This window comes from Streptomyces sp. KMM 9044 (genome assembly GCF_024701375.2).
Classification (GTDB): Bacteria; Actinomycetota; Actinomycetes; order Streptomycetales; family Streptomycetaceae; genus Streptomyces.
This window is the reverse complement of sequence record NZ_CP113910.1, coordinates 5513694-5540149: the sequence shown is the minus strand read 5'-3', so window position 1 is coordinate 5540149 and position 26456 is coordinate 5513694. Positions and strand designations below refer to the sequence as shown.

Genomic DNA, 26456 nt, shown 5'->3' with positions numbered 1-26456 from the left:
CCCGGACAGCCCGCCCCCTCTGCCGGCCGGGGCGCCGCACTCCGGAGCGAGTCTCCGTCCCGTCAGCCGCGTTCGAGCGGTCGGGGCGGGTCCGGGTCGGGTGTGCCGCCGATCCAGTCCTGGAGGGTGCGGCGGGGTCCCGACCAGCGGAGGTCGTGGTGGTAGGCGCGGAGGACGGCGCGGGCGCGGGCGCGATGCCTGTGCCGGTAGAAGCGTCTCGCCCAGGGCGAGCCGGGGCGGGCCAGGCGCAGCGCGCCGATCACGGCGACGAGGGGCACGATCACGCCGAGCACGGCGATCCTCGTCTTGCCCTTGCTCAGGGCGATGAGCGAGAAGAGGAAGTTGACCGCGACGTTCAGGGCGACGCCCGCGCGGTTCTGGAGTTCGTCCTCGCTCAGGTCGTCGACGCCGAACGGCGAGAACCCGAACAGCACCAGCCCGACCATCGCGGCGGTGAGGACGACCACCTCGACGCTCTGCCGGCCCGCCTCGGTCCAGTAGACGTCGTCGAGGTGCAGGATCAGCGCGAACTCGTCCAGGACGAGACCGGCGCCGATACCGAAGACGACCGCGCTGAGCGCCGGCCCGAAGCCGTGCCGACCGCCCGCCACCGCGCCGAAGCCGCCGCCGACGGTGAGGATCACGCCGGGCACGACGTGGTGGATGTGCAGACCGCCCGCCTTCACGTTGCCGAAGGGACCCTTGCCGGCCCGGATCAGCCGGGTGACGACCCGGGTGATCACGAAGGTGAGGACGAAGGCGGTGAGGGCGAGGAGCAGCGGCAGCTTACCCGGCTCGACGAAGTTCCGCTGCAACCAATGCCCCATGGGCGCACTTTATCCACGGCTGCCCGGGGTGCCCTGCTGACCACCGGGTAACCTGCGCCGGTGCCCGCCCCCTTCCCGGCCTCGCTGTCCGACGGCCTCCGCTTCGCCTTCGGCACCCTGACCGTGCTCCCGGTCCGGGTGATCCGCTGGGACCGCCCGGCCGCGCGCGGCGGCATGCTGTGCGCCCCGCTCGCCGGGCTGGTGGTGGGCGCCGCGGCCGCCGCCGTCGGACTCCTGCTGCTGCTTCTCGGCGCGGGCGCGCTCCTCGCCGCCGTCGCCACCGTCGCCGTACCCGCCGTGCTCACGCGGGGGCTGCACCTCGACGGGCTGGCCGATGTCGCGGACGGGCTCGGCAGCGGCAAGCCGGCCGAGGACGCGCTGCGAATCATGAAGCAGTCGGACATCGGCCCGTTCGGCGTGCTCACCCTCGTTCTCGTGCTGCTGGCCCAGGTGGCCGCGCTGGCCCGGGCGTACGGCGACTCCTGGACCCGGGGTGCGCTCGCCGCCGCGGTCGCGGCGGTCGCGGCCCGCCTCGCTCTCACCCTCGCCGCCCGGGCCGGGGTGCCGCCCGCCCGTCCGGAAGGGCTGGGCGCCGCGGTCGCCGGGGTCGTGCCGCGGCCGGGGGCGGCGGCCGTCGCGCTCGCCGTGACCGGCACGACGGCGGCCGGGGGCGCTCTCCTCGGCACGGACGGCGTCGTCCGTACCGTCCTCGCGGTGCTGCTGTCGGCCGCAGCCGCTGAACTCCTCCTGCGGCACTGCGTCCGCCGCTTCGGCGGGGTCACCGGCGACGTGTTCGGCGCGCTGACGGAGAGCGCGGCGACGACCGTCCTCGTCGTCGCGGCGCTGGGCTGAGCGGTCCTCGCCGGACACCCGGCGTGCCCGGTGCCGGCCTCAGCAGGCCTGTCTCCAGACCCCCAGTTCGTACTTCTTCAGCAGGGAACTCAGCTTCAGCCGCCGGGAGTCGGCGCAGAAGCGGTCGGTGGGCAGTTCGTACTCGGCGTGGAAGACGGCCTTGCCCGCCTCGACGAACGGGGTGAGCCGCGCGCACTCGCCGTACTGGGCGCACTGCTCGTTGACCGCGAAATCGTAGTCGCCGACCAGCTGCGGGATCTGGTCCAGGTCGTTCTTCAGGCCGACGGCCAGGCCGCGTTCGTGGGCGAGCCGGGCGATCAGGCGGTTGTAGCGGAGCTGGTCGGCGGCGGTGAGCGGGAACCCGGTGCGGTTGCGGTAGCCGTCCATGTTGTCCGGCTCCACCGCGTCGAAGCCCTTGTCACGGCACATGTCGAACCGCTCGGCCATGATCGGTTCCAGGATGTCCGTACGCCGGATGTCGAGCCAGCGCTCTCCCTCCCAGCCGTTGCCGCGGCCGATCACCTCGTCGGGGAAGTCCCCGGCGTCGGGGCGGAAGTCCTCCCGGGCGCCCGTGGACAGGTAGCAGATGACCTTCCGGCCGTCGCGGTGCAGCCGCGCGACCGTGTCCCCGGAATGGTCGAACCCGTCGATGTCGTAGACCGGTACGTCGACCGAGGTGTCGAGGCGCCCGCTGAGCTGCCACTGCCAGTCGGTACCGGGACCCGGCTGCCAGCGGGGACCGGGGCCCCCGGTCCCCCCGGAGCCCTCGTCCGCACCGGAGCCGGAGGGGGATCCGGATACGGTGCAGCCCGCGAGCAGCAGCGCGCCCAGAGCGAGAGTGAGGGGGAGAGCGAAGGGCGCGCCAGGCAGTCCTGCGTGTCGTCTCATGGGTCTCGTCTCGGAGGTCGTGTCCCGGGGGGGGCGTCTCCTGGGCCCCGCCGCCACATCACCGATTGGTGAAGACCCGCGTGAGGGGGTGGCCACACAGACGCGCGTAGTCTCGTCCGAAGTGTCGCCGTACCGGGGAAGGCCCCGCCGAGACCGTACCGTCAGGTGCCGTTGAGGTCGGCGCCGGGCCCGGTCGACCCACACCTTTCGGCCACAGCAACTTCACATCGGAAGCGAGAATTCACCACCGTGACTGCTCTCACTCTCAGCACCGCCGCGTTGCCCGGCCTGCGGGCCGACGCGATCGTGATCGGTGTCGCCAAGGGCACTGCGTCCGCGGCCGGGGGCCCGGTCGTCGTACCGGGCGCCGAAGCCGTGGACAAGGCCTACGACGGCAGGCTCGCCGGCGTCCTGGAGACCCTCGGCGCGTCCGGCGCCGAGGGTGAGGTGACGAAGCTCCCCGCGCCGACCGGCTTCAAGACGCCGCTCGTGGTCGCGGTGGGCCTGGGCACCCAGCCCGAGAAGGACGCCGCCCCCGACACCGAGGCGCTGCGCCGGGCGGCCGGCGTGGCCGCCCGCGCCCTGTCCGGTTCCAAGAAGGCCGTCTTCGCCCTCCCGATGACGGACGCCGCCGACGCCGGCGCGGTCGCCGAGGGCGCGCTGCTCGGCGCGTACTCCTTCGACGTCTACAAGAACGCCGCCGACAGCGGCGGCAAGGACAGGAAGAAGACCCGCAAGGCGCCGCTCGCCGAGGCCGTGCTGGCCGGCGTGCCGTCCCGCGACAAGGCGTTCAAGACCGCCGTCGCGCGTGCCACCGCGGTGGCCGAGGAACTCAACCGGGCCCGCGACCTGGTCAACACCCCGCCCAACGACCTCGACCCCGAGGCCTTCGCCGCCGTCGCCCAGGCCGCGGCCAAGGAGCACGGCGTCAAGGTGCAGGTGCTCGACGAGAAGGCGCTGGCCAAGGGCGGCCACGGCGGCATCCTCGGCGTGGGCGCCGGCTCGGCGTCGGGTCCGCGGCTGGTGAAGCTGTCGTACACCTCCGCGAAGGCGAAGAAGCACCTCGCCTTCGTCGGCAAGGGCATCACGTACGACTCGGGCGGCATCTCGCTGAAGCCGGCCGGGCACAACGAGACGATGAAGTGCGACATGAGCGGTGCCGCCGCCGTGTTCGCGGCGGTCGTCGCCGCCGCCCGCCTCGGCCTCGCGGTCAACGTCACCGGCTGGCTGGCGCTGGCCGAGAACATGCCGTCGGGTTCCGCCACCCGCCCGGGCGACGTGCTGCGCATGTACAGCGGCAAGACCGTCGAGGTGCTCAACACCGACGCCGAGGGCCGTCTGGTTCTCGCGGACGCGCTGTGGGCCGCCTCGGAGGACAAGCCCGACGCGATCGTGGACGTCGCGACGCTGACCGGCGCGATGGTCCTGGCGCTGGGCAACCGCACCTTCGGCGTCATGGCGAACGACGACGCCTTCCGCGCCGCGGTGCTGGAGGCCGCCGAGGAGGCCGGCGAGCCCGCCTGGCCGATGCCGCTGCCGGAGCACCTGCGCAAGGGGATGGACTCGGCCGTCGCCGACATCGCGAACATGGGCGAGCGGATGGGCGGCGGACTCGTCGCCGGTCTCTTCCTGCGCGAGTTCGTCGGCGAGGGCATCACCTGGGCCCACCTCGACATCGCGGGACCGGCCTTCAACGAGGGCGGCCCCTTCGGATACACGCCCAAGGGCGGTACGGGCTCGGCGGTACGGACGCTGGTCCGCCTCGCGGAGCAGACGGCGGCCGGCGAACTGGGCTGAGCCGGCCGGTCCGTCGCCGGTCCGTTCGCCGGCGGGGCCCCGTGCACGAGCGGGACGGGGCCCCGCCGCCGCGCGCGCGGGTCCGCCCGGCGCGCGTCCGGCCGGCCCGGCGCCTTTGACGCGTGTCGTGCCGGGCGTCGCGCGTGCTCACCTCGTCCGCGACGGGCGGGCGTTCGAACGTGGGACGTCTCACACCGCTGCCCCGCGTCTCGTTCCGCGCCGACAAGTGCGAGGATAGGGCTCGGCAGGACAGGGCCCCACCGAAGGGCCGAAGGCAAAAGAGCGGCCGGACACCAGCCGCCGACCGGTCACTGGAGACCGGCGTGGCGCACATGCATGGAGGACGTGACGTGGCGAACGACGCCAGCACCGTTTTCGACCTAGTGATCCTCGGCGGTGGCAGCGGTGGTTATGCCGCGGCCCTGCGCGGGGCGCAGCTGGGCCTGGACGTCGCCCTGATCGAGAAGGACAAGGTCGGCGGTACCTGCCTGCACAACGGGTGCATTCCCACCAAGGCCCTGCTGCACGCGGGCGAGATCGCCGACCAGGCCCGCGAGAGCGAGCAGTTCGGCGTGAAGGCCACCTTCGAGGGCATCGACATGGCGGCCGTCAACAAGTACAAGGACGATGTGATCTCGGGCCTGTACAAGGGCCTGCAGGGTCTCATCGCCTCACGCAAGGTGACCTACATCGAGGGTGAGGGCCGGCTGTCGTCGCCGACCTCCGTCGACGTGAACGGTCAGCGGGTCCAGGGCCGCCACATCCTGCTGGCGACCGGCTCCGTGCCGAAGTCGCTGCCGGGCCTGGAGATCGACGGCAACCGGATCATCTCCTCCGACCACGCCCTCGTCCTGGACCGTGTGCCGAAGTCCGCGATCGTGCTGGGCGGCGGCGTCATCGGCGTCGAGTTCGCCTCCGCCTGGAAGTCCTTCGGCACCGACGTGACCATCGTCGAGGGCCTCAAGCACCTCGTCCCGGTCGAGGACGAGAACAGCTCGAAGCTGCTGGAGCGGGCGTTCCGCAAGCGGGGCATCAAGTTCAACCTGGGCACCTTCTTCCAGAAGGCCGAGTACACCCAGGACGGCGTGAAGGTCACCCTCGCCGACGGCAAGGAGTTCGAGGCCGAGGTCCTGCTCGTCGCCATCGGCCGCGGCCCGGTCTCGCAGGGCCTCGGCTACGAGGAGGCCGGGGTCGCCATGGACCGCGGCTACGTCCTGGTCGACGAGTACATGCGGACCAACATCCCGACCGTTTCCGCGGTCGGCGACCTCGTCCCGACGCTCCAGCTCGCGCACGTCGGCTTCGCCGAGGGCATGCTCGTGGCGGAGCGGCTGGCCGGTCTGAAGACCGTCCCCGTCGACTACGACGGCGTGCCCCGGGTGACGTACTGCCACCCCGAGGTCGCCTCCGTGGGCATCACCGAGGCCAAGGCCAAGGAGATCTACGGTGCGGACAAGGTCGTCGCCCTGAAGTACAACCTGGCGGGCAACGGCAAGAGCAAGATCCTCAAGACCACGGGCGAGATCAAGCTCGTCCAGGTCAAGGAGGGTGCGGTGGTCGGCGTCCACATGGTCGGCGACCGTATGGGCGAGCAGGTCGGCGAAGCACAGCTGATCTACAACTGGGAGGCGCTGCCTGCCGAGGTCGCCCAGCTGGTCCACGCCCACCCGACGCAGAACGAGGCGCTCGGCGAGGCTCACCTTGCCCTCGCGGGCAAGCCCCTCCACTCCCACGACTGACCTCTTCGGTCACGGGCGCGACGACACAGACTTCCGCACTTCTAAGGAGCAACCGAAACCATGGCGGTTTCCGTAACCCTTCCGGCGCTCGGCGAGAGCGTCACCGAGGGCACTGTCACCCGCTGGCTGAAGGCCGAGGGCGAGCGTGTCGAGGCCGACGAGCCGCTGCTCGAGGTCTCCACCGACAAGGTCGACACCGAGATCCCCTCTCCGGCCGCCGGCGTGCTGTCCTCCATCAAGGTCGCCGAGGACGAGACCGTCGAGGTCGGCGCCGAACTGGCCCTGATCGACGACGGCACCGGCGCCCCGGCGGCCGAGCGGGCTCCGCAGGCCGAACAGCCCGCCGAGCCCGCCCCGCAGGCCGAACAGCCCGCCGCACCGGCTCCCGAGCCGGCCCAGGCCGCACCGTCCACCGAGCAGGCCGCCCCGGCGCCCGCTCCCACCGCCGAGGCCTCCGGCGGCGGCACCGCCGAGGGCACCGACGTGGTCCTGCCCGCACTCGGCGAGTCCGTCACCGAGGGCACCGTCACCCGCTGGCTGAAGTCGGTCGGTGACAGCGTCGAGGCCGACGAGCCGCTGCTCGAGGTCTCCACCGACAAGGTCGACACCGAGATCCCGGCGCCCACCTCGGGTGTGCTGCTGGAGATCACGGTCGGCGAGGACGAGACCGCCGAGGTGGGCGCCAAGCTCGCCGTCATCGGCGCTCCGGGGGCCGCTCCGGCGGCTGCCGAGCAGGCTCCGGCCGCCCCGGCGCAGCCCGAGCCCGCCCCGGAGCCCGCCCCGGCTCCGGCGCCCGCCCCGGCTCCGCAGCAGGCCGCTCCGGCGCCCGCTCCGGCGCCCGCTCCGGCCCCGGCTCCCGCCCCACAGGCCGCCCCGGCGCCCGCTCCGGCCCCGGCTCCCGCCCCGCAGGCCGCCCCGGCTCCGCAGCAGGCCGCCCCGGCCGCGGCCCAGCCGACCGACGAGGGCGCCTATGTGACCCCGCTGGTGCGCAAGCTCGCCGCCGAGCACGGCGTCGACCTGTCCACCGTCAAGGGCACCGGCGTCGGCGGCCGGATCCGCAAGCAGGACGTGGTCGCCTCGGCCGAGGCCGCGAAGGCCGCCCCGGCGGAGGCTCCCGCGCAGCAGGCCGCCCCGGCCGCCAAGCGGGCCCCGGCCCTCGAGGCGTCGCCGCTGCGCGGTCAGACCGTGAAGATGCCGCGGATCCGCAAGGTCATCGGCGACAACATGGTCAAGGCCCTGCGGGAGCAGGCGCAGCTGTCCTCGGTCGTCGAGGTCGACGTCACACGGCTGATGAAGCTGCGTACGCGGGCCAAGGACGCGTTCGCGGCCCGTGAGGGCGTCAAGCTCTCCCCGATGCCGTTCTTCGTCAAGGCCGCGGCCCAGGCGCTGAAGGCCCACCCGGCCGTCAACGCCCGGATCAACGAGGCCGAGGGGACCATCACCTACTTCGACACCGAGCACATCGGTATCGCGGTGGACTCCGAGAAGGGCCTGATGACCCCGGTCATCAAGAACGCCGGTAACCTCAACATCGCCGGTATCTCCAAGGCCACGGCCGACCTGGCGGGCAAGGTCCGGGCGGGCAGGATCACCCCGGACGAGTTGTCCGGCGGGACCTTCACCATCAGCAACACCGGTTCGCGCGGCGCGCTGTTCGACACGATCATCGTGCCTCCGGGCCAGGTCGCGATCCTCGGCATCGGTGCCACGGTAAAGCGTCCGGCCGTCATCGAGACGGAGGAGGGCACGGTCATCGGCGTCCGCGACATGACGTACCTGACCCTCTCCTACGACCACCGTCTGGTGGACGGTGCCGACGCGGCCCGGTACCTGAACTCGGTCAAGGCGATCCTGGAGGCGGGCGAGTTCGAGGTCGAGCTCGGCCTGTGATCCACGGCCGCTGAACCGGGTCGCCGACCCCGGTCACCGGTGCCCCCGTCCGGAAGTCTCCGGGCGGGGGCACCGTCGTGTGCGGGGCTCGGCCTACGGGGCGCGGGCCAGGCGGGCGGGGCGGGGCACGGGGCCGGGCGGGTCTGGGCGCATCCGTCGCGGGCTGGGCCGTATGCGCCGTGTAAGCCTCGTCTCACCTGGTCGAAAGCGCCCTGTGCGCCCCTCCCGGGCTGCGTCACAGCCGTATTGTCTAAGGGTCAATCGTCCTCAAGGGTCCTGTCCGTCGCCCGTCCGCCGCCCCTCGACGGGGCCCGTCGGGCGGCTGTCTCGGATTCACGAGTCCTGTTCAAGGAGCCCTCATGACCGCGCCCGTCGTCCACTCGCTGCGCGAGCAGATCCGCGAGCACATCCTGGAAGGGATCATCAGCGGACGCTGGCAGCCGGGCGAGCGGATCGTGGAGCGCCGGATCGCGACGGAGCTCGAGGTCAGCCAGACGCCGGTGAGGGAAGCGCTGCGCGAGCTGGAGTCGCTGCGGCTGATCGAGTCGGCGCCCAACAAGGGCGTCCGGGTGCGGAACCTCTCGGCCACCGACCTGGAGGAGAGCTACCCGGTGCGGGCCGGTCTCGAGGCGATCGCCGCGGAACTGGCGGCGGGGCGGCTGGCGGAGGACTGCTCGGCGCTGGAGCCGCACGTCGCCGCGCTGTACGAGGCCGACCGCGTCGCCGACGGCACGGGCCAGGTGCGGCACACGGTCGCCTTCCACCGCGAACTGGTCCGCGCGGCCGGCAACTCGGTACTGCTGCACACCTGGGAGGGCCTGGGCATCGAGGTCTTCACCGCCCTGTCCATCCGCTGGCTGGGCACGGTCCAGCAGTCGTACGCGGAGGAGCACCAGGACCTGGTGGCCGCGTTCCGCCGCCGTGACCCCCGGATCGCGGAGATCGTGAAGGCTCATGTGCTGGGGTGCGCACCCCGGGCGTGAGCCCGGCACGGAGTCCGCGAAGACCCTTGCTCACCTGCGAAGACACCCCCTTTCTCGCGTCACTCGGTGCCATTCGACCGGGCACCGCGTGCCGACTTTCTTGAAATCAAGAGATTTTCACCTGAACCCTTTGATCGATCATCGATCAGCGGGTTATGGTCACCTGCGGGGTCTCCACCAGAGCCCCAGCCCTGTCCTGCCAAAGACCAAGGGCACCCCCGAACCCTTACCGATGAGGGAACCCCCTTCGACTGAGGAAGGCGGCGACATGACCGACCCCAAGGCCATCCAGCCGAGCGAGCTGGACCAGCTCCCGGACCGCGACCCCGAGGAGACCGCCGAATGGCAGGCCTCCCTCGACGCCGTCGCCAAGGCCGCCGGACCGCACCGGGCCGCGTACCTGATGCGCCGTACGCTGGAGCGCGCCGAGGGCGCCGGCGTGGCGCTGCCGCAGCTTCTCGAGACCGACTACGTCAACACCATCCCCACCGCCGCCGAGCCCGCCGTGGACGGCGACGAGGCGATGGAGTCCCGCATCACCGCGTGGAACCGCTGGAACGCGGCGGCGATGGTGACCCGCGGCAGCAAGCACGGCGTCGGCGGCCACATCGCCACCTTCGCCTCCGCGGCCTGGCTCTACGAGACCGGCTTCAACCACTTCTTCCGCGGCAAGGAGGGTGACGGCTCCGGCGACCAGCTCTACATCCAGGGCCATGCCTCCCCCGGCATCTACGCCCGCGCCTTCCTCGACGGCAGGCTGACCGAGGCGCACCTCGACAACTTCCGCCGCGAGGCCGGCGGCGAGGGACTGCCGTCCTACCCGCACCCTCGGCGCCTGCCGTGGCTGTGGGAGTTCCCCACGGTGTCGATGGGCCTCGGCCCGATCTCCGCGATCTACCAGGCGCGGTTCAACCGCTATCTGACCAGCCGCGGCATCAAGAACCTGTCGAACTCCCACGTGTGGGCGTTCCTCGGCGACGGCGAGATGGACGAGCCGGAGTCCACCACCGCGCTCACCCTCGCCTCCCGCGAGGGCCTGGACAACCTGACCTTCGTCATCAACTGCAACCTGCAGCGGCTCGACGGCCCGGTCCGCGCCAACTTCAAGATCGTGCAGGAGCTGGAGGCCCAGTTCCGCGGCGCCGGCTGGAACGTGGTCAAGAGCCTGTGGGGTACCGCCTGGGACGAGCTGTTCCAGCTGGACACCACCGGCGCGCTGGTCCGCCGCCTGCGCGAGGTACCCGACGCGCAGGTCCAGACGTACCAGACCCGCGACGCCGCCTACATCCGCGAGGACTTCTTCGGCAAGGACCCGGCGCTCGTCGAGATGGCGAAGCTGCTGAGCGACGACAAGATCGTCGAGTGCTTCCACCTCTCGCGCGGCGGCCACGAGGCCCGCAAGGTCTACGCCGCCTACCGCGCTGCACTCTCCCACACGGGCGCGCCGACCGTGATCCTGGCCCAGACGGTCAAGGGCCACACGCTCGGCGAGGGCTTCGCCTCGAAGAACGCCAACCACCAGATGAAGAAACTGTCGGTGGACGAGTTCAAGGCGATGCGCGACCGCCTCGAGCTTCCGGTCAAGGACAGCGACTTCGTCGACGGCGTGGTCCCCTACGGCCACCCGGGCGCGGGCTCCCCCGAGGTCCGTTACCTCCAGGAGCGGCGCGCGGCCCTCGGCGGTCCGGCCCCGGCCCGCCGTGTGCACCCCGCCGCCCCGCTGCCGGCCCCGGCGGACAAGGCGTTCGCCGCCTTCGACAAGGGCTCCGGCTCGCAGAACGTGGCCACCACCATGGCGTTCGTCCGCCTGGTCAAGGATCTGGTCCGCGACAAGGAGACCGGCAGGCGCTGGGTGCCGATCGTCCCCGACGAGGCGCGCACCTTCGGCATGGAGTCGCTCTTCCCCTCACTCGGCATCTACTCGCCCAAGGGCCAGACGTACGAGCCGGTCGACCGCGACCAGCTGATGTACTACAAGGAGGCCGAGAACGGCCAGATCCTCAACGAGGGGATCACCGAGGCCGGTTCCATGGCCGACTTCATCGCCGCCTCCACGTCGTACGCGACGCACGGCGAGGCGATGATCCCGTTCTACATCTTCTACTCGATGTTCGGCTGGCAGCGCACGGCCGACCAGATGTGGCAGCTCGGCGACCAGCTCGGCCGCGGTTTCCTCGTCGGTGCCACCGCCGGCCGCACCACGCTCACCGGTGAGGGCCTCCAGCACGCCGACGGCCACTCGCCGGTCATCGCGGCGACCAACCCGGCCGCGCTGAGCTACGACCCGGCCTTCGCGTACGAGATCGCCACCATCGTCAAGGACGGTCTGCGCCGGATGTACGGCGAGGCGGCCCCGGGCGAGGACCAGAACGTCTTCTACTACCTGACGGTCTACAACGAGCCGCTCCCGCAGCCGGCCAAGCCGTCGGCCGCCGGGATCGACGAGGGCATCCTCAAGGGCCTGTACCGCTTCAACACGGCGGGGTCGGCCGGGCTCACCCCCGCGGCCAACGCGGCGCGGATCCAGCTGCTCGGTTCCGGTACGGCGATCCACTGGGTGCTGAAGGCGCAGCGGATGCTCGCCGAGGAGTGGGGGGTGGCGGCCGACGTGTGGTCGGCGACGTCGTGGACCGAGCTGCGCCGGGACGCCATGGAGGCGGACGAGGCGCTGCTGCGCGGCGAGGAGCGGGTGCCGTACGTCCGGCAGGCGCTCCGGGGTGCCGAGGGTCCGGTGCTGGCGGTGTCCGACTACATGCGCCAGGTCCCCGACCAGATCGCGCAGTGGGTCGAGCAGGACTACATCTCGCTGGGCGCCGACGGCTTCGGCCTCTCCGAGACCCGTGAGGCGGCCCGCCGCCACTTCGGGGTCGACGCCGAGTCCGTCGTCGTCACGGCGCTGGCGCAGCTCGCCCGGCGCGGCGAGGTACGGGCGACGGCCGTGAAGGAAGCGCGCGAGAAGTACGGCCTGTAGGACCTGGGGTCTTCGGGTTCGACGGCAGGAGGTCCCCGCCGCGGCGGGGACCTCCTGCCGCATCATGGACGCCATGCGTGCTGCCCGGCTGATCAAGATGGTGCTGTTGCTCCAGTCCCGGCCCTCCATGACCGCCGCCGAACTGGCGCGCGAGCTGGAGGTGTCGGAGCGGACCGTCACCCGGGACGCGCAGGCCCTGTCCGAGGCCGGGGTGCCGGTGTACGCGGACCGCGGGCGAACCGGCGGGTACAGGCTGGTCGGCGGCTATCGGACCAGGTTGACGGGTCTGGCCCGCGGTGAGGCGGAGGCACTGTTCCTGTCCGGGGTGCCGGGCGCGCTGCGCGAGATGGGGCTGGAGGACACGGCCTCCGCGGCCCGGCTGAAGGTGTCGGCCGCACTGCTGCCGTCCCTGCGGGACGCGCCGCGGACGGCGGCCCAACGCTTCCACCTGGACGCCCCGAACTGGTTCTGCGAGGTGCCTGCGCCCGAGCTGCTGCCTGCCGTGGCGGACGCGGTGTGGGACGACCGCCGGGTCGTCGCGCGCTACCGGCGCGGGGACGCCGAGGTGGAGCGGGAGCTGGAGCCGTACGGGCTCGTACTCAAGGCGGGTGTCTGGTACCTGTGCGCGCGGGTGCCGTCGCAGGAGGGACCGGGACAGGGGGCGGCGGGGCCCGGGTCCCCCCAGGGGTACCGGGTGTACCGGATCGACCGGTTCACCGTGGTGGAACCGGTGCGGGAGGCGGACGAGGCGGGGGCGGTGCGCAAAGCGGGGGCGGAACGCTTCGAGCGCGACCCGGAGTTCGACCTGCCCGCCTTCTGGGAGGAGCGGGCGGAGCAGTTCGCACGCTCGATCCTGCGGGCGGAGGTGGTGGTACGGCTGTCTCCCGAGGGGATGCGCGCGCTGCCGCACGCCGTGGACCCTGCGGCCGCGCGAAAGGCGCTGGCCGAGGCGGCCGGGACAGGAGCCGACGGCGACGGATGGGTGACGGTGACCCTGCCGGTGGAGTCCGAGGAGGTCGCGCGCACTCAGCTGACGGCGCTGGGCCCCGAGGTGGAGGTCCTGGCACCGGCGTCGCTGCGGGAGCGGTTCGCCGCCCAGACCGTACGGCTGGCCCTGCTGTACGGACCGGAGTGATCCGCGTGATCCGGGGTGCGTCCGACGGTTCCAGGGCCGATGCTTGACGCGTGATGGACGAGACGGAGTTCTGGGAGCTGGTCGACGCCGCCCGCGAGGACGCCGAGGGCGACCCGGAGGAGCAGGCCGATCTGCTCGAGGAGCGGCTCGCTCGGATGGACCCGGAGGCGGTCCTCGACTTCGCCCGGCACTTCGAGTCCCGCTACCACCGCGCCTACCGCTGGGACCTGTGGGGCGCCGCCTGGGTGCTCCTCGACGGGGCGAGCGACGACGCCTTCGACTTCTTCCGGTGCTGGCTGATCGGCCAGGGCCGCGAGGTCTTCGAGGGCGCGCTGCACGACCCGGACTCCCTGGCCGGCCTGCTGGGCGACTTCGACGAGGAGATCGACGGCGACGGCGCGGAGCTCGGCTACGCGGCGGACGAGGCGTACGAGCAGCTCACCGGTACCGTGGCCCCCGACCTGGATCTCCCCGCGGGCCCGGCCGAACCCGAGGGCACCCCCGTCGACTTCGAGGACGACTCCCGGCTCGCCGAACGCTATCCCCGGCTCTGGGACCGGTTCAGGTCCTGAGCCCGGTCCTGCGTCTTCTCCTGTGCCTCTTCCCGCTGCTTCTCCTGCCGGTGTCCGGCGTCCGGCCAGCGGCCCTGGAGCTCCGCCGCCGCCTCCCTGATCTTCGGCAGGCGGGCGTGCAGGGCGGCGCCCGGGCAGCTGGTCATGAAACCGTCGCTGTGGCCCGCGAGGGCGGGCAGCATGGCGGTGGTGCCGGCCGCGTACCTGCTGCCGCCATTGCTGGAGACCAGCCGGACGTCGGATCGCGGGTCGGTGCCGGACAGGCCGAGCTTCCAGGCGGCCAGCTCGGCGATCGCGTGCTCCATGGCGGGCGGCACGGGCACCCCTGCGGTGAAGGTGCCGAGCGCGGCGATGCCCGTGGTGCGGTGGTTGAAGCCCTGGGTGTGGGCGCCGGTGACGGGACGGTCGGTGCCACCGGCGCGGCCTTCGTAGATGGTGCCGCACCGGTCGACGACGAAGTTGTAGCCGATGTCGTCCCACTCCCGGGCGTTGGTCTGGCCCTCGTAGAGGTTGCGGATGTTGGTGGGGGCCTCGGCGCAGTCGTAATCGTTGGGCGAGTCGGTGTGGTGGACGAAGACGGCGACGACCTCGTCGTCGTAGCGCGGGGGCGGCTGTTCGCGGCCGGCGTCACCCACCCAGGCCGTTCTCGACACGATGGGCGGCCTGGGCGCCGTGTGGGCGGCCCTCTCGCGGACGGTGACGGAAGCGGCGGACGAGGACTCCGCGGCCCGTTCGACGCCGTACGCGCACAGCGCCAGGGCGGCCGCCGCGGCGACGCCCGGCAGACAGCCGAACAGCACTCTGACGGCTCTGGGCAGGCCTGTGCGGCCGGGGCCTCCGGGTATCCGGGAAGCACGGCGCAGCCGCGCTCCCCTTGGTCTCGTGAGGGCACGCATGTCTTCACTGTGGGTCGGATCGGGCCGCCGCGCGACGTGGCCGCGGCGACCGGTGGAACCATCGTCCGGGTCCCCGGCGTTCTTCCGGGTACACACGTGTGCGGCCGCTCCCCGGTGGTCACCCGCGTGTGGCTGATCACCGGGCCCCTCCCCCACGTATGAGAGGGCCCGAGAGAAAGGCGGCGTGCGTGGACCTGCTCGACATCCTGCTGTTGCTGGTCGTCATGGCCTACGCGGCGTCCGGCTACCGGCGCGGCCTGCTGGCCGGCTGCGTGTCGCTGGCCGGTTTCGTGGGCGGTGCGGTCGTCGGCGTGTGGATTCTGCCCTGGGTGATGGGCCTGGTGACCCCGGGGACGACCGGGGCGACGGTGACGGCCCTGCTCACGGTGCTGCTGCCGGCGGCCGTGGCCCATGAAGTGGCGGGGCGGCTGGCGCTCAGGCTGCGTCGGGAGCTGGACCGGGGGCCGCTGCGGGTGGCGGACGGGGTGGGCGGGGCGGTGGCCAACTCGGTGGCCGTGCTGGTCGTGGCCTGGGTGCTCGCGTCCGTCCTGGGCGCCTCCTCGTCCCCGCTGATCACCTCCGCGATCCGGGACTCGCGGCTGCTCGGCGCGGTTCACGAGGTGATGCCGGACACCACCCCCGCGTGGTTCTCGCGGGCCACCTCGGCGCTGACCGAGGCGGGCTTCCCGCAGGTCTTCAACCCGTTCGAGAGCGAGTCGACGGCCGAGGTCGCCGAGCCCTCCGGTGACAGCGTCACCGCGGCCGCCACCCGGGCCGCCCAGCGGAGCACCGTGAAGGTCGAGGGCGTCGCGGGTCTCCAGGGCCGCGAGGGCAGCGGCTTCGTGTACGCGACGGAGCACGTGATGACCAACGCCCATGTGGTCGCCGGCATCGACGAGCCGACCGTGCGGGTCGGCGGTGTCGGGCGGGCGTACGAGGCCCGGGTGGTGTTGTTCGACCCGCAGAAGGACGTGGCCGTGCTGTACGTGCCCGGACTGCGGGCCCCCGTCCTCCGGTTCATCGAGGACGCCGACCGCGGCGACTCGGCGGTCGTCGCGGGCTACCCGCAGGACGGCGACCTGAACCTCCAGGCGGCGACGGTCGCGAACCGGGTGCAGGCGAGGGGGCAGAACATCTACGGCGACCGGGCCGTCACCCGCGAAATCTACTCCGTCCGCTCCACCGTGCGCCCCGGCAACTCCGGCGGACCACTGCTGACCACCGACGGGCGGGTGTTCGGCGTGGTGTTCGCCCGGTCCACCTCGGACGCGAAGACCGGCTACGTCCTGACCGCGGCCGAGGTCGCCGAGGACGCGGAGCGCGCGGCCGGCGCGACGGCGCCGGTCGGCACCGGGGAACTCGTGACGTCATAGGGCGGCGGGTCCGCCGCGATGTCCGGGCTGCGGGGCAGGATGGAACCATGGAATCTTCCCGAATCGCGGTGGCCGGTGCGTCCGGCCTCATCGGCGGCGCACTCGTACGGTCCCTGACCGCCGACGGGCACACGGTGGTGCGCCTGGTGCGCAGGACACCCCGCACGGAGGACGAGGTGCGGTGGGACCCGGAGCGGGGGTCCGTGGACGCGGCCGGGCTCGCAGGGTGCGACGCCGTGGTCAATCTCGCCGGCGCGGGGGTGGGCGACCGCCGCTGGACACCCGAGTACAAGGAGCGGATCCGCACCGGCCGGGTGCGGGGCACCACAGCACTCGCCGAGGCGGTCGCCGGGCTGGAGCGGGACGTACGGCCGCGGGTGTTCGTGAACGGCAGCGCGATCGGCTACTACGGCGAGACCGGTGACCGGACGGTCGACGAGAGCGCGCCGGCGGGCTCGGGTTTCCTGCCGGAGCTGTGCGTCGAGTGGGAGGACGCCGCGGCACCGGTCCGGGAGGCGGGGGTGCGGACGGTGTTCGCCCGGACCGGGCTCGTGGTGGCCCGCGGGGGCGGGGCGTGGGGCAGGCTCTTCCCGCTGTTCCGGGCCGGGCTGGGCGGGCGGCTGGGCGACGGGCGCCAGTACTGGTCGTACATCGCCCTGCACGACGAGGTGGCCGCCCTGCGCCATCTCCTCGACACCGAGGGGCTGTCCGGACCGTTCAACCTGACCGCGCCGCACCCGGCGACCAACCGTGAGATCACCGAGGCGATGGGGCGCGTGCTGCGCCGGCCGGCGGTGTTCGCGGTACCGGCGCCGGTGCTGCGGACGGTGCTCGGCGAGATGGCCCAGGACGTGCTGGGCAGTGCCCGGGTGCTGCCGACGCGGCTGCTGGAGTCGGGGTTCCGGTTCGCGTTCCCGGACATCGAGGGATCGATCCGCGCGGCACTGTGACGGGGCGAGGGCGCGACGGGCGCCGGCCCGAAAGCCCTGCGGGCGCCCGGTGCGACGGGTTCCGGGCTCGACGGGCTCCGGCTTCGACGCCCTCCGGAGGGAGACAGCGACGGGCAGCCGATCCACAGGACGCCGGCAACCGGATGCCGAGCGGAGGGCACCGGATGCCGGACGCCGAGCAGAAGACGTCGGGGTCGAGCCCGGACGGTTGAGGCAGGGTGCGGACCCCGACGGTTGGGGCGGGGGCTGGCGCCGAGTGCGCGGGCGGCCGGCGCGCGGCGCGCCCTCGGTGACCGTGAGGGGGGTCGAGCCCGGACGGTTGGGCGGGGGTCGAGCCCGGACGGTTGAGGCAGGGTGCGGACCCCGACGGTTGGGGCGGGGGCTGGCGCCGAGTGCGCGGGCGGCCGGCGCGCGGCGCGCCCTCGGTGACCGTGAGGGGGGTCGAGCCCGGACGGTTGGGCGGGGGGCAAGCCCGGACGGTTGAGGCAGGGTGCGGACCCCGACGGTTGGGGCGGGGGCTGGCGCCGAGTGCGCGGGCGGCCGGCGCGCGGCGCGCCCTCGGTGACCGTGAGGGGCACGTCCAGAAGGCCGCATGCGACCGCCGTGCGCCCGTGCCCCTGTCGATGCGCGACTCCCCACACGCCTTCCCGGACCTAACCTCGAGTAGAACTCGGTTATCCCTGGAGCCTGTTGGGGGCATGACGTCTCCAGCGTCCGCGCAACCTCGAGGAGGGGCACGTGTTTGAGCCCACGTACCAGGCGGACGTCGTCGTTGTGGGGGCCGGGACCGCCGGACTCTCTGCGGCGCGACGACTGACCAGCGCAGGAGTCACCACCGTGGTCCTGGAGGCCGCCCACAGGGTGGGTGGCCGGATGGCCACGGAGAAGGTCGACGGTTTCCGGCTCGACAGAACCGGTCAGTTGCTGTCCACGGCGTATCCCGGACCGCGGCCGGCCGCGGGCCTGGACGGGCTCGTGCTGCGCCCGTTCGCGCCCCGGGTCCTGCTGCACAGCGACGGACGGCACCACCACGCGGGCGTACCCAACGGCGCGAGGGGAGCAAGGGGAGCACTCCATGCGGTACGCGCCCTCGCAAGCGCCCCCCGGGCGGGGGCGGCGCCCAGGAGGCCGGTGGCCGTCCCCGGACGGCAGGTGTCCGCTCCCCGGAGCCGGACCGGCGCCCCGCTGGGCACCGCCGTCGACCAGGCCCGGCTGGGTGCCGCGTTCACCCGGCTCGCGGGCACACCGGTGGAACGGCTGCTGGCCCGGCCGGAGTCGACCGCCGCCGAGGCCCTGGTGGCACGCGGCCTGCCGACCCGTACCGTCGACGGCTTCCTCCGTCCGCTGCTCACCGCGCTGTTGTGCGACCCGGACCTCACCACGTCCAGCCGGTGCGCGGATCTCGCGCTGCGCGCCTTCGCGGCCGGACGACTGTGCCTGCCGGAGGGCGGTGCGCAGGCACTCCCGGAAATGCTGGCCCGGGGCCTGCCACCGGACACGCTGCACACCGGTGTCCGGGTCACCTCCGTCTCGACGACCTCGGTGACCACCGCCGAACACGGCGAGTTCCGCTGCCGCGCGGTGCTGATCGCGACGGACGCGCGCGCCGCCGCACAGCTGCTGCCGGGCCTGCGGGTGCCGGACTTCCACCCGGTGACGGTGGTGCACCACGCGGCCGACGAGCCGCCAAAGACCGGGGCCTCGCTGCTCCTGGAAGCCGACCGGGGCGGCCCGGTGGCGCACACGGCGGTGGTCAGCCTGGTCGACCCGTCCCGGGCCCCGGCCGGCCGCGCGCTGGTGTCGTCCACGGTCCTGGGCCCGCCCGGAGCGCAGGTCGACACGGGCGTGCGCGTACACCTGTCCAGGCTGTACGGCATGTCGACGGCGCGCTGGCAGACCCTGGCGGTCCACCACACCGCCGACGCCGTGCCGGCGACGCCTCCACCGCACGATCTGCGCCGCCCGGTACGGCTGCTGGCGGGCCTGTACGTGTGCGGCGACCACCGCGACACCAGCACCGTGCAGGGCGCCCTGCACTCGGGCCGCCGCGCCGCGGCCGCGATCCTGGCGGACCTGGGCGTGAACCGCCCCCTGCACACGGCCGATGCCCTCCCCACGGCGCGAGCGGCCTGACCGTCCCGGCGCCCGGCACACCGCCCGCCGGCACCCCCGGCTCAGCCGTACGCCGCGATCCTGTCCCGGTAGACACGGACCGGGGCCGCGTCGCGGTAGGGCTCCAGGCGGCGTTCGAAGTCACGGACGTACTCCACCGCCCGTACCGAGCGCATCTCGGCGGCCTGGCCGGCCGCCTCGGCGGCGAGGAGGCAGGCCTGGTCGAGTTCGCCGAGGCCGAGGCGGGCGGTGGCGAGGACGACCCGGCAGAACAGACGGCTGCGGGCGTAACCGGGGGCGCGCAGTTGCAGCGAGCGCTCCGCGTGCTGGGCGGCGGCCCGGAACTGCTGGAGGTCCCGGTGGCAGTGGCCGAAATCGTCGGCGAGCTGGGCCTCGTCGAAGAAGCGCACCCAGTGCGGGATCTCGTCGTCGGGCCGGGCGCTCTCCAGGGCGCGTTCGGCGCGTACCAGGGCGGCGATGCAGGCCCGGACCTCGCCGAGCACCCCGTGCCCGCGTGCCTCGGCGGCGTGCAGCAGGGCCTGTACCAGGGGCGGGGTGGAGCCGCCCGCGCCCTGCTGGGCCACTCGCGCCAGCTGGACCGCCTCCCGGCCGTGGCCGAGGTAGACGGCCTGCCGGCTCATGGTGACCAGGACGTATGCGCCGTAGGTCCGGTCGGCGGCCGCCTGGGAGAGGCGGAGCGCCTGGACGAAGTAGCGCTGGGCGAGCCCGTGCGCACCGATGTCGTACGACGTCCAGCCGGCCAGCCGGGTCAGGTCGGCGACGGCGGCGAACAGGCGGCGGCCTGTCTGTTCGCCGTAGCTGCCGCGCAGCATCGGCTCGCACTCGTGCTCCAGGTAGCGCACCAGCGCCTGGCGCGCGTGGCCGCCGCCGTAGGCGTCGTCGAGGGCACGGAACAGCTCGCCGACCGAGCGCAGGGCGGCGATGTCACCGCCGGTGACCCGCTGGCCGGGGCCGCGTTCGGCGGCGTTCCGGCGGCGGACGCCGAACGCGGACTGCCGCCCCGCCGGTCCGCCCGCCGGGCGGATCTGGGCGGGGACGCGGACCGGCGGCTCGGCACGGGCCACCTTCTCGTCGGCCCGGCCGATGAGCCAGTCCCGGCTCGGTACGACGAGCCCCGCCAAGGTGAAGGCGATCTTGCGCAGCTCGGCGTGGCTGCCGGAGTCCTTGCGCCACAGGCCGCTGACGATGTCGACGGCCTCGTCGGGGGAGGCGGCGAACTCCAGCCCCGCGTAGACGGGGGCGCAGGCGTCCAGGCCGAGGTCCTGGGCGGTGAGCCGACGGCCGAGGCGCCGGGTGAAGACCTCGGCGATGAGCGCGGGTGTGGTGCCTCTGGGCTGCTGCCCACGCAGCCAGCGGGTGACGGAGGTCTTGTCGTATCTCAGGTCGAGCCCGTGTTCGAGACCGAGCTGGTCCACGCGACGGGCGAGTCCCGCGTTGGAGAACCCCGCTTCTGCGATGAGCGCGGCGAGCTGGCGGTTGGGGGTGCGCTGCGCGGGTCGTTCCGACATCTGCGGTGCGGTCTCCTGCCTTCCGGCGGACGTGGTGGCGCCCGGATTGCCCATGAGCAGCCCATGAGCAGCTCTTATGGCCTGCTGGACGGCGCGAATGTAGCGGAGGGTAAACATCTGGTTGCGGCCTTCGATCGGCATTCATCCGATCGTGTGAGGATTGGCGTCACTGCTGACGTCCGACAGCGGATGGCGGACAGCGGCCGGAGACCGGAGCCTGGAGGAACCGGCGCCCCGTGGGCGCCGGAACAGCGACCGGTCGTACGGTCGTACAGTGGCTTGGGGGCGTTTCGTGCCTTACGGCATCTCACGCCTCGCCGCCTTACCTCTTTTGTCCTACTCCTTACTACCGTCCGGGAGGCGCTCGCCCGTGAGTGAGTTGCGGTTCGTCCGAATGGGTTTCGGGGCCGAGGCCGTCGACTACCAGGTGGCCTGGGACGAACAGCGCCGGGTGCACGCGGCGCGGTTCACCGACGAGGTGCCCGACACCGTGATCCTGCTGGAGCACCCCCCGGTCTACACGGCCGGCCGGCGCACCCAGGACAGCGAGCGTCCCCTGGACGGGACCCCGGTCGTCGACGTGGACCGCGGCGGCAAGATCACCTGGCACGGTCCCGGCCAGCTGGTGGGCTACCCGATCCAGAAGCTGCCCCGCCCGGTGGACGTGGTGGCGCACGTACGGCGCCTGGAGGAGGCGCTGATCCGCACCTCCGCGGAGTTCGGCGTGACGACCACCCGTATCGAGGGCCGCAGCGGGGTGTGGGTGCTGGGCGACCCGGTGGAACAGCGCCCGGTACTCGGCGGCCTCTCCCTGGACTTCGACCCCCGCCTGACCGACGAGGAGTTCGACCCGCGGCTGAACGGCCCCGAGTACGCGCCCTCCAACGCCGGCCAGCGCCGCGAGGACCGCAAGCTCGCGGCCATCGGGATCCGAGTGGCCAAGGGCGTCACCATGCACGGCTTCTCGTACAACGTGCAGCCGGACAACAAGTGGTTCGACCGGATCATCCCGTGCGGCATCCGCGACGCGGGCGTCACCTCCCTCGCGGCCGAGCTGGGCCGCGACATCGCGATCGACGAGGTGCTCCCGGTCGTCGAGCGCCACCTGCGGGACATCCTGCAGCACGCCGATCCGAAGCCCCGGGAGATCGTCCGCACGAGCGCCTGATCCGGCCCGTTCCCGGGCGCGAGGCCCTGGCCTCGCGCCCGGGAATGGGCCCCGCCTCTCGGAGGTTGGCCTGACCGGTAGGCCCGACAAACACGGGCGTACGCTGGTGTACGCCGAAGAATCGAAGCTAGGGAGCCGATGTGTCCGCAGTCGCACCCGACGGACGCAAGATGCTGCGCCTGGAGGTCCGCAACAGCCAGACCCCCATCGAGCGCAAGCCCGAGTGGATCAAGACGCGGGCGAAAATGGGGCCCGAGTACACGAAGATGCAGAACCTCGTGAAGAGCGAGGGCCTGCACACGGTCTGCCAGGAAGCCGGCTGCCCGAACATCTACGAGTGCTGGGAGGACCGCGAGGCGACCTTCCTCATCGGCGGCGACCAGTGCACACGGCGCTGCGACTTCTGCCAGATCGACACCGGCAGGCCCGAGGCCCTCGACCGTGACGAGCCGCGCCGCGTGGGCGAGTCCGTGGTCACCATGGACCTGAACTACGCCACCATCACCGGCGTCGCCCGTGACGACCTGGAGGACGGCGGCGCCTGGCTGTACGCCGAGACGGTGCGCCAGATCCACGCGCAGACCGCCGCGCGCGAGACCGGCCGCACCAAGGTCGAGCTGCTGGCCCCCGACTTCAACGCCGTCCCGGAGCAGCTGGAGGAGGTCTTCTCCTCCCGCCCCGAGGTGTTCGCGCACAACGTCGAGACCGTGCCCCGCATCTTCAAGCGGATCCGCCCCGGCTTCCGCTACGACCGCTCCCTGAGGGTCATCACCGCCGCCCGGGACCACGGTCTGGTCACCAAGTCGAACCTGATCCTCGGCATGGGCGAGACCCGCGAGGAGGTCGGCGAGGCGCTGAGGCAGCTGCACGACGCCGGCTGCGAGCTCGTCACCATCACGCAGTACCTGCGCCCGTCGGTGCGCCACCACCCCGTCGACCGCTGGGTGAAGCCGCACGAGTTCGTGGAACTGAAGGAGGAGGCCGAGCAGATCGGCTTCTCCGGTGTGATGTCCGGCCCGCTGGTCCGCTCCTCGTACCGTGCCGGCCGCCTGTACCAGATGGCGGTCGAGAAGCGCGGGACGTACGTCGCGGCGCAGGCCGTCTGACACGGCGTCGCCCCCGCCCGCTCCGGGACGGGGGCGGGCACGCATGAGGCATGCGTGTGAATCTGAGCACAAGATACTACCGATAAGTAACGGCCGAGGGAACGCGGCCCCTGCCGTCCTCGCAGATGAGGGCGTACGCCGGGGCCGCGCCGGCTTTCACCGGGCCCGAATCTCGGCTTCATGTCCGTTTGACCGGCGGGTCACGTCCTGGTAACACCAAGGAGTGACCCTGGAATCACGCCACGTACTCCCGTACCCGAAGATGTTTCGAGGGGGACCTCCACGATGCAGGCCGCGCCCGTCCGTGCCACCGCCATCCCGTCCTTCGGTACCGCCCTGCGCGCCGTCGAGTCGCTCCTGATGAGCGGTGGCCAGCGCACCGCCCGCCGCAACGCCTGGACCTCCGTGCTGGAGGACCGCCGTCGCGCCAAGGACCGGGTCGAGGCACAGCACGTGCTCGACCAGTCCCCGAACGTCATCAGTCTCTGATCCCTCCCGCCGCCGCACGGCACCGGCCGTCACCCGCCCGCTGCCTTCCCGTTCTCCGCCCGGCCCCTCACGGACACTGCCGTCGTCCTCGCTCCTGGGGGCACGTAGACTTCGTCGCATGGCGAGGAAGGAAACCGCAGCGGATGCTGCGAACCCCGGGCGACTGAAGCAGATCGCTCTGACCTACAAGATGACCCGCAGGGCCGACAAAAAAATCGGTCTTGTACTCGCGGCTGTCGGAATCGTCACCTTTGGTGTCTTCCTCGCGATCGGCTTCTTGATCGGTTACCCCATCTATCTCGGCGTCCTGGGCTTCCTGCTCGCCTTCCTCGCGACGGCGATCGTGTTCGGGCGCAGGGCCGAGCGAGCGGCCTTCGGGCAGATGGAGGGACAGCCGGGCGCTGCCGCGGCCGTACTGGACAACGTCGGCCGGGGCTGGAGCACGACCCCCGCCGTGGCGATGAACCGCAACCAGGACGTGGTGCACCGCGCGGTCGGCAAGGCCGGCATCGTGCTGATCGCCGAGGGCAACCCGAACCGGGTGAAGAGCCTGCTCGCCGCCGAGAAGAGGCGGATGAACCGCATCGTCGCGGACGTCCCGGTGCACGACATGGTCGTGGGCACGGGCGAGGGCCAGATCGAGCTGAAGAAGCTGCGCACGACCATGCTCAAGCTGCCCCGCGTGCTCACGGGCCCGCAGGTCACCGCGACCAACGACCGGCTGCGCGCCCTTGGTGACCTGATGAGCAACATGCCCCTGCCGAAGGGCCCGATGCCCAAGGGCATGAAGCTCCCGAAGGGCGGCCCGAAGGCCCGCTGAGGCCCCGCACACGGCGCTTGCATGACGAAGGACCCGTATGACGAAGGAGGGGCGCCCGGAATGGTTCCGGGCGCCCCTCCTTCGTCATACGGGCGTCGTGACAGCCGGTGCTTCAGACGCGTACCTCGACCGTGCGGGCGAGCCGGTCGTGCAGGCCGCGGCCGTCGCAGTCCCAGATCAGGGCGGGGAGGGCCAGGCAGAGCAGCGCCGAGCGGACCAGGCCGCGCACCGGCTGGACCCGGCCGCTGCCGACGGCGACGACGCGCAGGCCGAAGAGCCGCTTTCCGGGGGTGAACCCGACCGTGCCGACGGTGAGGACGCTCAGGGCGAGGAACACCAGGAGCGCCCAGTTGCTGGTCGTCTGTCCGTCGTAGCCGTCGGTGATGAGGCCGTATGCGATCAGGACGCACAGCGCCCAGTCGACGAACAGGGCGCCGATCCTGCGCCCCGGACGGGCGATGGAGCCCGGTCCGTTTTCCGGCAGCCCCAGTTGCTCGCCCCGGTACCCGAAGTCGGCGCCGGCGTCTTCCATGGCCGCGCGCGGCCCGGAGAGCCACGATCCGATTGCCTGCCTGTTGTCCACCCGACCACGGTACTGCGCTCCCGCACGACCGGGGGAGGGCGGGGTGGACCGGAGAGGGGCCGGGGCTGGGCGGGGAGGAGGAGGACCCGACGGCGGAACGTCACCGGGCTACCGTGAGAGATGGGCCGGTTAACTTGTGCGAAACAAATGGGTCACGCCCGAGAAACCACCCGTCCCTAGGGTCGGGGGCAGCGTGGGCCGCCCTCACTGGCCGCACGAACGATCTACCACCCCGGCGGGACGGTCGGGAGTAGGAGGAGCTGGATGTTCCAGAACGCCGACGAGGCCAAGAAGTTCATCGCGGACGAGGACGTCAAGTTCGTCGACGTCCGCTTCTGCGACCTCCCGGGCGTGATGCAGCACTTCACGGTGCCTGTTGAGGCGTTCAACCCCGATGAGGAACTGGCCTTCGACGGATCCTCGATCCGCGGTTTCCAGGCCATCCACGAGTCCGACATGGCGCTGCGCGCGGACCTGACGACCGCCAGGGTCGACCCGTTCCGCCGTGACAAGACGCTGAACGTCAACTTCTTCATCCACGACCCGATCACGGGCGAGCAGTACTCCCGCGACCCGCGCAACGTCGCCAAGAAGGCCGAGGCCTACCTCGCCTCCACCGGCATCGCGGACACCGCCTTCTTCGGCCCCGAGGCCGAGTTCTACGTGTTCGACAGCGTGCGCTTCAGCACCTCGGCGAACGAGTCCTTCTACCACATCGACTCCGAGGCGGGCGCCTGGAACACCGGTGCGCTGGAGGACAACCGCGGCTACAAGGTCCGCTACAAGGGCGGCTACTTCCCGGTCCCGCCGGTCGACCACTTCGCCGACCTGCGCGCCGAGATCTCCCTGGAGCTGGACCGGGCCGGTCTGAAGGTCGAGCGCCAGCACCACGAGGTGGGCACGGCCGGCCAGGCCGAGATCAACTACAAGTTCAACACCCTGCTCGCGGCCGCCGACGACCTGCAGCTCTTCAAGTACATCGTGAAGAACGTCGCCTGGCGCAACGGCAAGACCGCGACCTTCATGCCGAAGCCGATCTTCGGTGACAACGGCTCGGGCATGCACGTCCACCAGTCGCTGTGGTCGGGCGGCTCCCCGCTGTTCTACGACGAGCAGGGTTACGCCGGTCTGTCGGACATGGCCCGCTACTACATCGGCGGCATCCTCAAGCACGCCCCGTCGCTGCTGGCCTTCACCAACCCGACGGTGAACTCGTACCACCGTCTGGTGCCGGGCTTCGAGGCCCCGGTGAACCTGGTGTACTCGCAGCGCAACCGTTCCGCCGCGATGCGCATCCCGATCACCGGCTCGAACCCGAAGGCCAAGCGCGTCGAGTTCCGCGCCCCGGACGCCTCCGGCAACCCGTACCTGGCGTTCTCGGCGCTGCTGCTCGCGGGCCTGGACGGCATCAAGAACAAGATCGAGCCGGCCGAGCCGATCGACAAGGACCTCTACGAGCTGGCCCCCGAGGAGCACGCCGGCGTGGCGCAGGTCCCGACCTCGCTCGGCGCCGTCCTCGACCGCCTCGAGGCCGACCACGAGTTCCTCCTCCAGGGCGACGTCTTCACGCCGGACCTGATCGAGACGTGGATCGACTTCAAGCGCGCGAACGAGATCGCCCCGCTGGCCCTGCGCCCGCACCCGCACGAGTTCGAGCTGTACTTCGACGTGTAGGCCCGCGGCAGCCGGGCGCCCACCGTCGGCACGCCAGGAACGCCGTGAGGGCCGCCACCCCTGCCGGGGTGGCGGCCCTCGTCGTCCTGTCCGGGCTCCGTC

At 72.3% G+C, this 26456-nt stretch carries 21 protein-coding genes; 16 read left to right on the top strand and 5 right to left on the bottom strand.

Translation table 11 applies throughout. The annotated features are described in order from the left end of the window. Positions 1–62: 62 nt before the first annotated feature. Positions 63–827, bottom strand: coding sequence for a hypothetical protein (locus HUV60_RS24980; RefSeq protein WP_257849447.1), 765 nt, complete (start codon positions 825–827; stop codon positions 63–65). A 60-nt stretch (positions 828–887) separates the two neighbouring features. Between HUV60_RS24980 and HUV60_RS24975 the strand changes: the two genes are divergently transcribed. Continuing rightward, on the top strand, positions 888–1679 hold the full coding sequence (locus HUV60_RS24975; protein ID WP_257849446.1) for an adenosylcobinamide-GDP ribazoletransferase: 792 nt from the start codon (positions 888–890) through the stop codon (positions 1677–1679). 39 nt (positions 1680–1718) lie between these two features. Here HUV60_RS24975 and HUV60_RS24970 read toward each other — a convergent pair whose 3' ends face one another. After that, positions 1719–2567, bottom strand: a complete 849-nt coding sequence (locus HUV60_RS24970) for an endo alpha-1,4 polygalactosaminidase (RefSeq protein ID WP_257849445.1) — start codon at positions 2565–2567, stop codon at positions 1719–1721. Between the two features lie 249 nt (positions 2568–2816). Here HUV60_RS24970 and HUV60_RS24965 point away from each other — a divergent pair, with 249 nt between their 5' ends. From HUV60_RS24965 to HUV60_RS24935, 7 genes are all read left to right on the top strand, one after another. After that, entirely contained in the window at positions 2817–4364 is a 1548-nt protein-coding gene (locus HUV60_RS24965; RefSeq protein WP_257849444.1) for a leucyl aminopeptidase, read from the top strand. Between the two features lie 350 nt (positions 4365–4714). Then, positions 4715–6103: a dihydrolipoyl dehydrogenase gene (lpdA, locus tag HUV60_RS24960; RefSeq protein ID WP_257849443.1), complete on the top strand. Its 1389-nt coding sequence runs from the start codon at positions 4715–4717 to the stop codon at positions 6101–6103. A 60-nt stretch (positions 6104–6163) separates the two neighbouring features. Continuing rightward, a complete protein-coding gene (gene sucB, locus HUV60_RS24955) occupies positions 6164–7993 on the top strand; it encodes a 2-oxoglutarate dehydrogenase, E2 component, dihydrolipoamide succinyltransferase (RefSeq protein WP_257849441.1) in 1830 nt (609 codons plus the stop codon). A gap of 359 nt (positions 7994–8352) precedes the next feature. Next, positions 8353–8976: a GntR family transcriptional regulator gene (locus HUV60_RS24950; RefSeq protein WP_257849440.1), complete on the top strand. Its 624-nt coding sequence runs from the start codon at positions 8353–8355 to the stop codon at positions 8974–8976. 268 nt (positions 8977–9244) lie between these two features. Then, a complete protein-coding gene (aceE, locus tag HUV60_RS24945) occupies positions 9245–11947 on the top strand; it encodes a pyruvate dehydrogenase (acetyl-transferring), homodimeric type (RefSeq protein WP_257849439.1) in 2703 nt (900 codons plus the stop codon). Positions 11948–12020: 73 nt separating this feature from the next. Next, entirely contained in the window at positions 12021–13082 is a 1062-nt protein-coding gene (locus HUV60_RS24940) for a helix-turn-helix transcriptional regulator (RefSeq protein WP_257849438.1), read from the top strand. Positions 13083–13132: 50 nt separating this feature from the next. Then, the gene (locus HUV60_RS24935) at positions 13133–13654 is read left to right on the top strand and encodes a DUF4240 domain-containing protein (protein WP_257849437.1); all 522 of its coding nucleotides are present in this window, start codon (positions 13133–13135) and stop codon (positions 13652–13654) included. Here the strand turns inward: HUV60_RS24935 and HUV60_RS24930 are convergent. Then, entirely contained in the window at positions 13621–14454 is an 834-nt protein-coding gene (locus HUV60_RS24930) for a peptidoglycan recognition protein family protein (protein ID WP_257849435.1), read from the bottom strand. The genes HUV60_RS24935 and HUV60_RS24930 overlap by 34 nt on opposite strands. Positions 14455–14738: 284 nt before the next feature. Between HUV60_RS24930 and HUV60_RS24925 the strand changes: the two genes are divergently transcribed. The 3 genes from HUV60_RS24925 to HUV60_RS24915 all read left to right on the top strand — a co-directional run bounded on the left by HUV60_RS24925 (position 14739) and on the right by HUV60_RS24915 (position 19006). Further along, the gene (locus HUV60_RS24925) at positions 14739–15923 is read left to right on the top strand and encodes a MarP family serine protease (protein WP_257849434.1); all 1185 of its coding nucleotides are present in this window, start codon (positions 14739–14741) and stop codon (positions 15921–15923) included. Positions 15924–15970: 47 nt separating this feature from the next. After that, the gene (locus tag HUV60_RS24920; RefSeq protein ID WP_257849433.1) at positions 15971–16873 is read left to right on the top strand and encodes a TIGR01777 family oxidoreductase; all 903 of its coding nucleotides are present in this window, start codon (positions 15971–15973) and stop codon (positions 16871–16873) included. Between the two features lie 738 nt (positions 16874–17611). Next, a complete protein-coding gene (locus tag HUV60_RS24915; RefSeq protein WP_257849432.1) occupies positions 17612–19006 on the top strand; it encodes an NAD(P)/FAD-dependent oxidoreductase in 1395 nt (464 codons plus the stop codon). Positions 19007–19047: 41 nt separating this feature from the next. On the opposite strand, the gene HUV60_RS24910 is transcribed toward HUV60_RS24915, so the two are convergent. Then, positions 19048–20514: a regulator gene (locus HUV60_RS24910; protein ID WP_257850241.1), complete on the bottom strand. Its 1467-nt coding sequence runs from the start codon at positions 20512–20514 to the stop codon at positions 19048–19050. A gap of 370 nt (positions 20515–20884) precedes the next feature. On the opposite strand from HUV60_RS24910, the gene lipB reads away from it, so the two are divergent. From lipB to HUV60_RS24890, 4 genes are all read left to right on the top strand, one after another. Then, complete coding sequence (gene lipB, locus HUV60_RS24905) at positions 20885–21682, top strand: lipoyl(octanoyl) transferase LipB (RefSeq protein ID WP_257849431.1); 798 nt, start codon at positions 20885–20887, stop codon at positions 21680–21682. 140 nt (positions 21683–21822) lie between these two features. Further along, positions 21823–22788, top strand: coding sequence for a lipoyl synthase (gene lipA, locus HUV60_RS24900; protein ID WP_257849430.1), 966 nt, complete (start codon positions 21823–21825; stop codon positions 22786–22788). A gap of 285 nt (positions 22789–23073) precedes the next feature. Then, positions 23074–23277, top strand: a complete 204-nt coding sequence (locus HUV60_RS24895; RefSeq protein WP_257849428.1) for an SCO2195 family GlnR-regulated protein — start codon at positions 23074–23076, stop codon at positions 23275–23277. A 118-nt stretch (positions 23278–23395) separates the two neighbouring features. Next, a complete protein-coding gene (locus HUV60_RS24890) occupies positions 23396–24097 on the top strand; it encodes a DUF4191 domain-containing protein (RefSeq protein ID WP_257849427.1) in 702 nt (233 codons plus the stop codon). A gap of 112 nt (positions 24098–24209) precedes the next feature. Here the strand turns inward: HUV60_RS24890 and HUV60_RS24885 are convergent, their stop codons facing one another. Beyond that, a complete protein-coding gene (locus HUV60_RS24885; protein ID WP_257849426.1) occupies positions 24210–24680 on the bottom strand; it encodes an RDD family protein in 471 nt (156 codons plus the stop codon). Positions 24681–24944: 264 nt separating this feature from the next. Between HUV60_RS24885 and glnA the strand changes: the two genes are divergently transcribed. Beyond that, complete coding sequence (gene glnA, locus HUV60_RS24880; RefSeq protein ID WP_257849425.1) at positions 24945–26354, top strand: type I glutamate--ammonia ligase; 1410 nt, start codon at positions 24945–24947, stop codon at positions 26352–26354. Positions 26355–26456 lie beyond the last annotated feature (102 nt).